Consider the following 10,696-nt stretch of genomic DNA (forward strand, 5'->3'; position numbering starts at 1 on the left):
ATGCGATGCATGATCACCGCAAGCCGTCGGGCCAAGGCGACAACCGCCTTTTGCCTGCCGCGGCGTTTGGCGATATTCATCGCCCAGGCTCTTAGCCACGACCATTTCTTAACATTTGCCAGCAGGACTTGCGCTGCTTCGTAAAGCAGGGATCGCATCATCGCGTCACCACAACAGGATACTCGCCCGACCCGTTTGCTTTCACCAGACTCGTTCAGTCTCGGCGTCAGGCCGAGCACAGAACCGACCGCTTTTGAATGTGCAAACCGCGCAGGAATATCGATGGTTGCCGTATAGGTGAGTGCGACAACGGGGCCGACGCCGGGGATCGTCGTCAACCGGCGGCAGACTTCATCTTCACGGACCAAATCCAAAACCTTCTTGTGCAGCCTGGTGAACTCTTCACGCAGCAGTTTGCGTGCAGTCAACAAAGGCTGCATGATTTCGCGAAGCTCAGGTCTGTCTTCGACGAGCTCTTTGATCCGCTCCTCGAATTTGACCTTGCCGACCAATCCGACTTTCAGGCCGAAGTTTCGCAACAATCCGCGAATGTCATTCTCGATGGCGATGGCTTTTTCCTGCAAGAGTTTGCGCGCGGTCAGCAATGCCCGGTGCTTCTGGCTCGTCAGTGTCTTCACATGCACAGGCCGATAGAGATTGACGCGCATCATCTGGGCTATGCCACGCGCGTCGTTGCGGTCCGTCTTGTTCGGTTGAGCTTTCAAAAATGCCTTGGCATGCCTGGTCTCGATGCAGATCACGGGCAATCCTGCCTTCGCAAGTCCTTCATAAAGCCATTGCGACAGTGGTCCGGCTTCAAGACCGATCCGCTCAATCTGCCACTTCGGGTCCTTCATCACCAAGATCAAATCATCAGGGTGAGTGGCAACCTTCGTCTCCCGGCAAATCTTGCCTGTTTCATCAACAATGCAAACCGCGGTCTCTTTCACCGACACATCCAGTGCACAATAGTGTTTCATGTTGCGCTTCTCCCTTTGATGTTTGAGGCTGTTGAAAGACATGACCTCGTTTTACCATCAGCCAGAAGCGCAGCACCGCAATCCACCATGGTCAACGATGAGGCGCAAAGCCGAATATCCCATCTAATCGCATTCCAGTCGTCAAGGTGATTTAGGCATTCGGCGACCTTGCCGGGTTGCGGGTAGGCAACGCAGAGTAAATTGATCGGTGGGTCGGCGCTCAGCGGCCATGTCCTTCGGAGCTATATCCGGTGCTGGGGAGCAGGGTTGTCTTCGCGGTCGACGAATGTCGCCGCACAATGGGCTTCGCAGGCAGGACCTTCCTATGTGTAGCGCGCAGTCTCAACGAGCTGCAGCCACTCGTAGCGGAATGATCCAACCGACGTCCGCAGCAGGGACGCTCAGTGCCTCAAATCAGGTTTGACGCGCTGAGGGCGGAAGCTGGCGGTTGCTTATGCGATGGCGCCAGCCGATGCGTTGAAGACTTCTCCTGTCCTGAGCATGCTGGGCATGATGACCGCGAGCTTCCGGGCGACTGCCACCGCAGCGCGCTTGAAGCCCAACCGCTCACGCAGCTGAAGCCCCCGGCTCTTGAGGCTACTCTCGGTCCTGGCACTGGCGCTCGTGAGAAGCACTGTCGCCGCTTCATACAACAGCCCCCGCAGATGGTTGTCACCTCTACGCGAGATATGGCCGTTATAGTCGACCTCACCTGACTGGTAGCGCCGCGTTGTTAGCCCGAGCCAGGCACCAACCGAGCGCGACGTTCGGAAGTTGTCTGGATCTTCAATCGCTGCGATGTAGGACACCGCCGTAACGGCGCCAATGCCTGGGATCGTCGTCAGAAGCTTCGAAGCCTGGCTCCGCCGTGCCACTGCGAGCAACTGCCGATCAAGATCGGCCGCGCGCTTGCGAATGTCGCGCCACGCCTCAAGCAGGGGCAATATGATCCGTGCAAGGTCGTCATTCCCAGCCAAAAGCTCTCTCACATTGCCATCAAACACCCGACCCGTTCCTTTAGGGATGATAAGGCCGAACGTCTTCATCAGGCCGCGGATCTGGTTGCTAAGTTGGGTTGAGATGCTCAGCAGCTGATTGCGGGCGCCGACCAGCGTGCGCGTCAACATACTGTCAAATGACTTTACCCGGACCGCCTTGTAGAAGCCGGCTTCGGCCAGCTGGGCCAAGCCATCCGCATCATTGGCATCTGTCTTGTTGAGCGTCTCGTTCAATATCTTTTGCGCGTGCCGCGCTTCGATGCAGATAGCCGGGATCCCCTCCGCCGTCAGTGCGTGATAGAACCACGTCGACAGCGGCCCCGTCTCGAATATGACGCGTTTTGCGTTCGGGGCATGCTTGCGGATCACCTGCGCCAACAGCTTTGGATCCGAAGCGCGCTTCCCCCGCCAGATCCGCTTCCCGTCCTCCCGGATCGAGATCGCAGTATCTTTCAATGAAACGTCGAGCCCTATATATTGGTCCATGGTTGCCTCCATTCGATGTTTGGGCCCGGTTCCAATCGTGAGCCCGTATTTTCCATCCTATCGGGGGCAACCAACCCAGACAGCATCATCTTGCAAAAAGTTGCCGGGGGCAGCCGCACCGCGATTACCCCATGTGTAGGTGGCGGCTGGGTCGCCGCGTTCTCCGGCATGGGCAGGGATGATCAGCGCGCCACGGCTAGAGCATGCTGCTTTCATACGGAAGCATAGCCTGAGTTCCTGAGGTAATTGGCGCATTCGTCTGGCGAGAAAGCGTCGAGCAATTCACCAGCCTTGCGCCATGTTGCCTCGACGGTCCGCGGGGCTGCTTTCCGGATGAGATGCTTGAGCTTGGCAAAGACCTGTTCGATGGGATTGAGGTCAGGGCTGTAGGGCGGCAGGAAGAAGAGGTGTGCCCCTGCGGCCCTGACGGCGCGGCGCACGGCGTGTCCCTTATGGCTGCCGAGATTGTCGAGGATCACGATGTCGCCCTTGGCGAGGGTGGGCACGAGGACTTTCTTGACGTAGAGGGTGAAGAGCTCGCCGTTGATCGGCCCGTCGATGACCCAGGGTGCATCGATCCGGTCGCAGCGCAAGGCGGCGATGAAGGTCAGGGTTTTCCAGTGGCCGTGCGGGACCGGCGCAGCGAGCCGCCGGCCGCGCGGCGCCCAGCCCCTGAGCGCCGCCATATTCGTCTTGATCCAGGGGTGAGTAGGCCGGAGGAGTTTCACCGGCCGGCCTCTCGCAGAACGGTGCGTGAACCTCTCGATTCACACCGCTCCCATCAGGTAAACGTGTTCGTTCCGAACGCCTGCCAGTGTACGAAGAGGTCCCGCCTATCTCGGGCAAGTTGCCGCAGGAACTGCGACGTCCGGGTCTTGTGGAACCGAAAGCGCTTGTACTTTCGCATGATCCAAGCCTTGAGCTTCCGATTGACGTAGTCAGCCAGAGAGAACAGGGCCGAACGACTGAACCGCCCATAATAGGCAATCCATCCCCGCAGGAGCGGATTGATCTGTTTGGCGATTTCAGCCAGCGTCCCCGGCGTTTACCGCGGTATGTTCAAGCTCTTGATCGTGGCCCGCATCGATTTTAGCGCCGCCGGACTGACCGCTGGGGTATAGCCACAGAAGAACTCGTTCCGCTGTGACGTCGCCACCTGTCGCGGCCTGAACTGGTATCCAAGGAAGTCAAATTTGACAGTCGGATACATTTCCCGGCGCCGATTATCTTTGCAGTAGACGATCTGGGTCTTAGTCGGATGCATCTGAAGTCCGCATTCTGCCAGCCGCGCTTGAAGTTCGGCCATGAGGGCCTCTGCTTCTTGCTCGGTCCGGCAGTGCACCAGACCATCGTCCGCATACCGACACCATGGAAGATCCGGATGTGTCCGGGTCATCCAGACGTCAAACGCGTAATGCAGGAAGAAATTCGAAAGGATTGGGCTGACCACGCCCCCTTGCGAGGTGCCACGGGTTCGCTCAATGACTTCTCCGTTCTTTTCCATAGGCGCTGTCAGCCATCTTTCGATGTAGAGCAGAGCCCAGCTGCATTTGACGTGCTTTCTGACCGCCTTCAGCAAGAGATCATGCGGAAGATTGTCAAACAGCCCTTTGATGTCGAATTCCAGAACCCAATCGTACTTCCAGCACAGCTGACGCGTCACCCCAACAGCATCCAGAGCCGATTTTCCCGGCCTGTACCCGTAGGAGTCCGAAAGAAAGAGCGAGTCCAAATCCGGCTCAATCATCTGTTTGACCACCATCTGCGCGATCCGATCGCTGACGGTCGGCACACCCAAAACCCTTTCGCCTCCAGTTCTCTTTGGAATGGAGACGGCACGCACCGGCGGCGGAAAGTAGGTCCCTGACGACATCCGATTCCAGATCTTGTAGAGATTTCTCGCAAGATCTGTCTCGAACATCTCCAAGGTCACACCGTCCACTCCGGCTGCGTCATGGTTGGCTTTGACCGTTTGCCGTTTCTCAACTCGAAACGGCTTGCTTGTCGTACCTATCGAAGTCATCCTGTTTCCAGTTGTTCCAAACAATACGACCACCTGATCCGATCCCTTTGCTCCGGCCCCATTACAGAGCCCTCGACGCTCATACGGATCGGTCCGCCCCAGTCTCCTGCATCGGTACTCTCGCCTTGCGGTTTCTCCGCTTGGGCTTCTCCCTTGGCATCAGGAGCCTGGTTCCTGCAGTTCCGCGTAAAAGCCTGTATCCGACTCACGCCCCCTCTACGCCGGTCGCCGCCCGCCCAGTCATCAGGCACCCGGCGGACTTGTCCCAGGATGACGAAACGGTCCTGGTTTCGACGACGCTTTATTCATAACGGCGCGTCTTCGGAGGGTTCACTTTCGTTCGTCTTTCGGACACTCACCTGCTCGGATCTCGTCCGAACTTTTCATCCGACGCTCACCACCACCGCTCTTTACCGCAGCAGCTCGGACTGGTTTGAGACCCGCTCCTGAAAGCCGATCTCGGGGGGTCGTCCCCCATCATTCACGCAGCTTTACGTCACGGGGTCATACTGAACTCCTTCCGCTGCTCTGCAGCACACTTTCGTCAATGAACACCAGCCGACGGGCTTCGATCCGGTGCTGATGGGTCTTCCAGCGCAGCCGCCTGCGGGCGATGTCCGGTCGCGTTTGCTCAGCCGGCAGAACCGGTTTTTTTTTGGAGCTCAGGCCTTCGGCCCGAACAAAGACCCAAACGGCACGGCGGTCGGTCTTGATGCCACGTTCGGCCAGTTCCGCCACCAATCCCCGTGTCGTGAACGGGCCGGATCGACAGCGCTCGCGCAACCAGTCGGCCCGCTCGCCCGACAGGGTTCGCTTCTTGCGTCCGCCGACACGGCCGGGCTCAAGAGAGCCGGTCTCGGCAAGACGCCGTTTCCATTTCGAAACACAGGAGGGAGCGATCGAAAGTGCAGCCGCGATTGACCGCGTTGTCTCCCCGGCACTCAATCGGGCCAGTGCCCGCTCGCGAAGGTCTTCCGAATAAGGTCGCGTCATCCATGCCGGCCATCCTTCTCCGGTATGACCAGGGAATCACATCTCAGCCGATTTGCGAATCCAGAGGGTTCTGTGAGGTCGCGCGGGGATGCGCTGGCGACCGGACGCCGTGCGCGACCTCATTGAAGCCGGATTGAACTGGCCCGCTGACGCTGGCACGGCGTTATGGATTTAGTGCTGCGGCGGTTGATCTTGGCGCGCCGGTAGTGATGGCGCGTGCCGCTGCGGCAAGGGCGATGCCGCGCTGCGGCGGCGTCCAGTGGTGGTGTTTGCGGGGGCCACCGGGGTCTTGAGCGCGGCTTTGGCAGAGCCAGAACCGGAGCGGGATGCGCAGGGGATACAGGCCGCTGTCGCATCGACGAGGGCCGGTGCGGCAAGGCTGTCGGGACCAATGGGCGCGGCGGCGTGCCCTCATGACGTGTCGGGCCATGGTCGCGCCCGCGGCAGCCTGGCGGTGATGCGCAGGATGCCGCCGCAGCAGGGACAGACTGTCGGATCGAAGGGGGCGCGCTGGTGCCCGGGCCCACCGGCTTCGGGCCGGCGGCGTTGCGGCGGAGCATCGGCCAGCAATCGCCTGATGATGGCGAGCCGGGCGCGGCGAATGCCGTTGGCGAGGAAGCCGTAATGGCGGATGCGGTGGAAACCGTCGGGCAGGCAGTGGAGCAGGAAACGGCGGATGAACTCGTGCGGTGCCAGCGTCATGGAGCGTGGGGCATTGCCGTGGCGGTAGTCGCGCCAGCGGAAGGTCACGCCGGTGGCGTCGGCGCTGACGAGGCGGCTGTTGGCGATGGCGACGCGATGGGTGTAGCGGCCGAGATAGGTGAGCACCCGTTCGGGCGATCCGAACGGCGGCTTGGCATAGACGACCCAGCGCTTCTTGCGCAGCGGACGCAGCGCCTCGGCCAAGGCGTTGCCGTGGCTAAGCGGTTCAAGGGCGCCGAAGAAGCGCAGCCCTCCGGCCGCCTGCGCTGCCAGCAAGCGCTCGAGGAACAGGCGGCGGAACAGCCGGGAGAGCACCCGGACCGGCAGGAAGAAACGGCGGCGGCGACAGGCGATCCAGCGTCCGCCATCGGCGGACAAGGCGCCGCCGGGGACAAGGCAGTGGAGATGCGGGTGATGGGTCAGCATCTGCCCCCAGGTGTGGAGGATGGCGAGGAAGCCGAGTTCGCCGCCGAGATGCCGGGGATCGGCGGCAATGGTCTTGAGCGTCTCGGCCGCCGCCTCGAACAGGATCGTATAGAGCTGCCGCTTGTTCTGATAGGCGATTGCGGCGATCTCGGCCGGCACGGTGAACACGACATGGAAGTACGGCACCGGCAACAGATCGGCCTGGCGGTCGGCGAGCCAGCGATCGCGCGCGGCACCCTGGCATTTGGGGCAGTGGCGGTTGCGACACGAGTTGTAGGCGACGCGGCTTAAGGCGCAGTCGTCGCAGGTCTCGACATGGCCGCCGAGCGCCGCCGTCCGGCACAACTCGATCGCCGCCATGACGCGGCGCTCCCCCCGGCCGAGATGACCGTCATGGGTATGACGATAGGCGGGGCCATGGCGGCGGAAGATATCCGCCACCTCCAGCGCCGGTCGCATGGGACGATCTCAGGCCGGCGACACGACCTCGAGGCGCAGCCGATCGAGCGGGCTCTCTGTCCGGGCGATCGTGGTTGTCGCCACCTGGGTGTAGTGCGCCGTCGTCGACAGGTGGGTGTGTCCGAGCAGCACCTGGATGATGCGGATATCGACGCCGCTCTCGAGCAGATGGGTGGCAAAGCTGTGGCGGCTATGTCGTCCTCCACATAAGCGGCACTATCTACCCTGCCGGACTATGTCGGGTAACTAGATTTCGATCAGAGGTATCAAGGATTTATAGATAGCGTGTAGAGATAGTTCGTAGCCCTTCCAGCAATTCAGCTTGGGAAGGGAGCAAACAATGAAGTATCGCATCAATGATCAATTTGCGTTGTCGCGGCCTCCTGAAGGGCCCGTCGCGAGTTATATTATTTCGTTTGCTGAATGGCTCGTTGGTCGGGGCTACAGTCTTGTCTCAACGAGGAACCAGGTGCTTATGGCGGCCGGTTTCAGCAGTTGGCTTTGGCAAAACCGGATTGCTCTAGCTGGCATAAGTGGAGAACACCCAGGACGTTATTTGCGGGAGCGAGCACAATTTCGCCGGCCAAAGCGTGGAGATGACGCCGCTCTCCGACACTTGCTGGATTTTTTGCGAAGTGTCGGTGCCATGCCCGAAGAGGTCAAGGACGAGTATCAGCCGTCGCCGATCGAACTGCATGTGCAGGCATACGAGTCGTATCTGCGAGACGCCCGCGCCCTGAACCGCAAAACAATTGTAAATTACCGGCCAGTCGTCCGGGATTTCCTCAATTTCTGCTTCAGTGATGGTGCTGTTTTGCTCGCAGAGTTGCGCGCTGTCGACGTGACCGACTTTGTTCAAAAGAGAACTTCGCGTTTGAACATAAGACGCGCGAAGATCATGACCACCGCGTTGCGATCATTTCTTTCCTATGCGCGCTATAACGGGGATATCACCTCAGATTTGGCTGCCGCGGTCCCGATCGTCGCCAACTGGAGGCTTTCGTCTATTCCTCGTGCGATCAGCCGTGACGATGTAACCCGGTTGCTTGCCAGCATCGATCGCCAGACACCCATGGGACGCCGCGACTATGCCATGATCCTCATGCTGGCGCGGCTCGGCCTTCGTTCGAGCGAGGTGATCACGCTTGATCTTGACGATATCGATTGGGTCGCCGGGCAGATCCGTGTCCGGGGCAAGAGCAGTCAACGCAATGACTTGCCGTTATCAGCTGATGTTGGTGAGGCTATCGCCGATTACTTACGGAACGGGCGGCCACGAAGTGCCTGCCGCCGTGTCTTTTTGCGCGACAAGGCCCCGATCCGGGGATTCGAGGGTCCGAGTGGGTTTGGATGCGTCATCCGCCGTTGCCTTCGGCGGGCCGATATCAATGCCCCCACAACAGGAGCGCACCAGTTCCGCCACGGCCTCGCTTCAGAGATGCTGCGTGGCGGCGCCTCGCTCGGTGAGATCGGCGAAGTTCTGGGGCACCGTCATATGGAGACAACGGCGATTTACGCCAAGGTTGACCTCAACGCCCTGCGAACATTGGCTGTGGCATGGCCGGGAGAAGTTCAATGAGCGCACTCCGACAGGCTGCCCACGACTATATCGAGATGCGCCGCGGATTGGGGTTCAAGCTACGAGAAGCGGGAAGAGGATTGATCGATTTCGTCAGTTTCTTGGAAGCCAACGATGCCCCATATATCACCATGGAACTGGCCCTCGAATGGGCCCAGCGGCCATCCCATACGCAGCCCTCTCACTGGGCGGCACGGCTGGGTTACGTGCGCGGATTTGCCCGTCATTGGGTCGCCACCGATCCGCGGACACAAATTCCGCCTGACGGGCTGCTGCCTTTTCGCCCGAAGCGGGCGCTACCCTATCTTTACTCCCATGCCGACATCCGGCGTCTTCTGTCCGCCGCACTTGAGATGCCGTGCCGATACACCTGCTGCAAGCTCAGGCCGTTGACATTCTACTGCCTGTTCGGATTGCTAAGCGTTGCTGGCCTGCGCCTCGGCGAAGCCCGGAACCTCAAGCTTTCGGACATCGATTTCGACGCCATGGTGCTGACGATCCGCGGCACGAAGTTCGGAAAGTCCCGTCTCGTGCCCATGCACGCATCAACGTGCGCGGTGCTACAAGATCTGATTAAACGCCGACAACGACATAACTCGGCCCTGGCGGCGTCCCCTTATTTGTTCACATCCTATCGAGGTAATCGCCTCGACGTGGGTGACATTCATCGAACATTTTATGCTCTGTCCCGGCGGATTGGCCTGCGCGGGATCGATGACAGTCACGGCCCGCGTCTGCACGACATGCGGCACGTCTTCGCCACAAATACGCTGTTGCGCTGGTATCAAGCCGAGCAAGATCCAGAGCGGCTTTTGCCCATTTTATCCACCTATCTCGGCCATGCCCACGTGGCCGATACGCAATGGTATCTGAGCGCCTCGCCTGAGCTGATGACAGAGGCGATGCGCCGTCTTGAACGCCGCTGGGAGGATCGGACATGATCAAGTATGCCAGTCTGGCGCCGCTTTTAGAGCGCTTTTTTATTCAACGCCTGATGCAACAGCGTCAGGCAAGCCCCCATACGATCAGTTCCTACAGGGACACGTTTCGGCAGTTGTTGAAGTTCGCCGAACGAACTTTGCATAAGGCGCCGTCTCGCCTGAGCTTCGAGGAGATCGACACCCCGTTGATTACGGCCTTTCTTGATGAGCTTGAGAGCAACCAAGGGATCAGCGTCCGCAGCCGCAACCTACGCCTCACGGCAATTCATTCATTCTTTCGCTACGCGGCCTTCGAGGTACCGGAACATTCCGCTCAAATTCAACGTATTCTTGCCATTCCCAGCAAGCGTTTCACTCGAACGCTCGTCAGCTTCCTGACCCGCCCTGAAGTGGATGCACTGCTGGCCGCACCAGATCGATCGACATGGGCCGGGCGGCGTGATCACGCGTTTCTCCTGGTCGCCGTGCAGACCGGTTTGCGGCTATCGGAGATCACCGGTCTCAAGCGGGACGATCTGTTCTTCGGCGCAGGCGCTCATCTGCGCGTCATCGGCAAAGGGCGCAAGGAAAGATGCACCCCGTTCGCCAAGTCGACAACCGAAGTGTTGAGAAGCTGGCTGAAGGAACCTCAGCGCGGAGAAGAGGGCATCCTGTTTCCCAGCGCCAGAGGCGAGCGGCTCAGCGTTCATGGTGTCCAGTACATCTTGAACAAGCACCGCCAGACTGCTTCTGGCACATGCTCATCGCTGAACGGAAAGCGCGTCACTGTTCATCGCCTGAGGCACACAATGGCCATGGACCTGCTGCAAGCGGGCGTCGACCGCGCCGTGATTGCCTTGTGGCTCGGCCATGAATCGGTCGAGACCACACAAATCTATCTCGAGGCGACATTGGCGATGAAGGAGGCCGCCTTGGCAAAGACCTCCCCATATTCCGGCAAATCATCCCGCTACCGACCTGACGACAATTTGTTGGGGTTCTTGAACAGCCTGTAAATCGGATAGATTATGTCGGGTAGCTTGGGAGATTCTGTAAGAAATATCCTTATTCCTCAGTCATTTACTGTTGAGGAAAAAGCTTCCCGACATAGTCCGGCAGGGTAGATAGTG

Annotated in this window: 7 protein-coding genes and 3 pseudogenes; 3 read left to right on the forward strand and 7 right to left on the reverse strand. The window is 59.6% G+C overall.

Features of this window, described 5'->3' with window-relative positions:
• From GHK62_RS18105 to GHK62_RS18140, 7 genes and pseudogenes are all read right to left on the reverse strand, one after another.
• On the reverse strand, window positions 1-980 hold a 980-nt coding region (locus GHK62_RS18105; protein ID WP_153436563.1), incomplete at its 3' end, for an IS110 family RNA-guided transposase.
• Window positions 981-1,432: 452 nt separating this feature from the next.
• On the reverse strand, window positions 1,433-2,464 hold the full coding sequence (locus tag GHK62_RS18110; RefSeq protein ID WP_153436562.1) for an IS110 family RNA-guided transposase: 1,032 nt from the start codon (window positions 2,462-2,464) through the stop codon (window positions 1,433-1,435).
• Window positions 2,465-2,676: 212 nt separating this feature from the next.
• Window positions 2,677-3,165 (reverse strand): annotated as a pseudogene (locus tag GHK62_RS18115) (IS630 family transposase); the annotation flags it as partial.
• An 80-nt stretch (window positions 3,166-3,245) separates the two neighbouring features.
• Window positions 3,246-4,487 (reverse strand): annotated as a pseudogene (gene ltrA, locus GHK62_RS18120) (group II intron reverse transcriptase/maturase).
• Window positions 4,488-4,991: 504 nt separating this feature from the next.
• Window positions 4,992-5,480 (reverse strand): helix-turn-helix domain-containing protein, encoded by a 489-nt coding sequence (locus GHK62_RS18130; RefSeq protein ID WP_234886953.1) that lies wholly within the window; start codon window positions 5,478-5,480, stop codon window positions 4,992-4,994.
• Between the two features lie 411 nt (window positions 5,481-5,891).
• Window positions 5,892-7,067, reverse strand: a complete 1,176-nt coding sequence (locus tag GHK62_RS18135; RefSeq protein WP_153440539.1) for an IS91 family transposase — start codon at window positions 7,065-7,067, stop codon at window positions 5,892-5,894.
• A gap of 9 nt (window positions 7,068-7,076) precedes the next feature.
• Window positions 7,077-7,256 (reverse strand): annotated as a pseudogene (locus tag GHK62_RS18140) (tyrosine-type recombinase/integrase); the annotation flags it as partial.
• Between the two features lie 151 nt (window positions 7,257-7,407).
• On the opposite strand from GHK62_RS18140, the gene GHK62_RS18145 reads away from it, so the two are divergent.
• Genes GHK62_RS18145 through GHK62_RS18155 form a run of 3 tightly spaced genes read left to right on the forward strand, consistent with a single transcriptional unit; the run spans window position 7,408 to window position 10,582 of the window.
• Window positions 7,408-8,646, forward strand: a complete 1,239-nt coding sequence (locus GHK62_RS18145; protein ID WP_153439766.1) for a site-specific integrase — start codon at window positions 7,408-7,410, stop codon at window positions 8,644-8,646.
• Complete coding sequence (locus tag GHK62_RS18150) at window positions 8,643-9,587, forward strand: tyrosine-type recombinase/integrase (protein ID WP_153439765.1); 945 nt, start codon at window positions 8,643-8,645, stop codon at window positions 9,585-9,587. Before GHK62_RS18145 ends, GHK62_RS18150 begins: the two co-directional genes overlap by 4 nt.
• Entirely contained in the window at window positions 9,584-10,582 is a 999-nt protein-coding gene (locus GHK62_RS18155) for a site-specific integrase (RefSeq protein ID WP_153439764.1), read from the forward strand. Before GHK62_RS18150 ends, GHK62_RS18155 begins: the two co-directional genes overlap by 4 nt.
• The last annotated feature ends 114 nt before the right edge of the window (window positions 10,583-10,696 follow it).

It is taken from the genome of Sinorhizobium terangae, assembly GCF_009601505.1.
Taxonomy (GTDB): Bacteria; Pseudomonadota; Alphaproteobacteria; order Rhizobiales; family Rhizobiaceae; genus Sinorhizobium; species Sinorhizobium terangae.

Excerpts from the sequence above, each read along its gene's own strand:
- GHK62_RS18110 (WP_153436562.1), bottom strand. The coding sequence starts at position 2,464 with ATGGACCAATATATAGGGCTCGACGTTTCATTGAAAGATACTGCGATC.
- GHK62_RS18130 (WP_234886953.1), bottom strand. The coding sequence starts at position 5,480 with ATGACGCGACCTTATTCGGAAGACCTTCGCGAGCGGGCACTGGCCCGA.
- GHK62_RS18135 (WP_153440539.1), bottom strand. The coding sequence starts at position 7,067 with ATGCGACCGGCGCTGGAGGTGGCGGATATCTTCCGCCGCCATGGCCCC.
- GHK62_RS18145 (WP_153439766.1), top strand. The coding sequence starts at position 7,408 with ATGAAGTATCGCATCAATGATCAATTTGCGTTGTCGCGGCCTCCTGAA.
- GHK62_RS18150 (WP_153439765.1), top strand. The coding sequence starts at position 8,643 with ATGAGCGCACTCCGACAGGCTGCCCACGACTATATCGAGATGCGCCGC.
- GHK62_RS18155 (WP_153439764.1), top strand. The coding sequence starts at position 9,584 with ATGATCAAGTATGCCAGTCTGGCGCCGCTTTTAGAGCGCTTTTTTATT.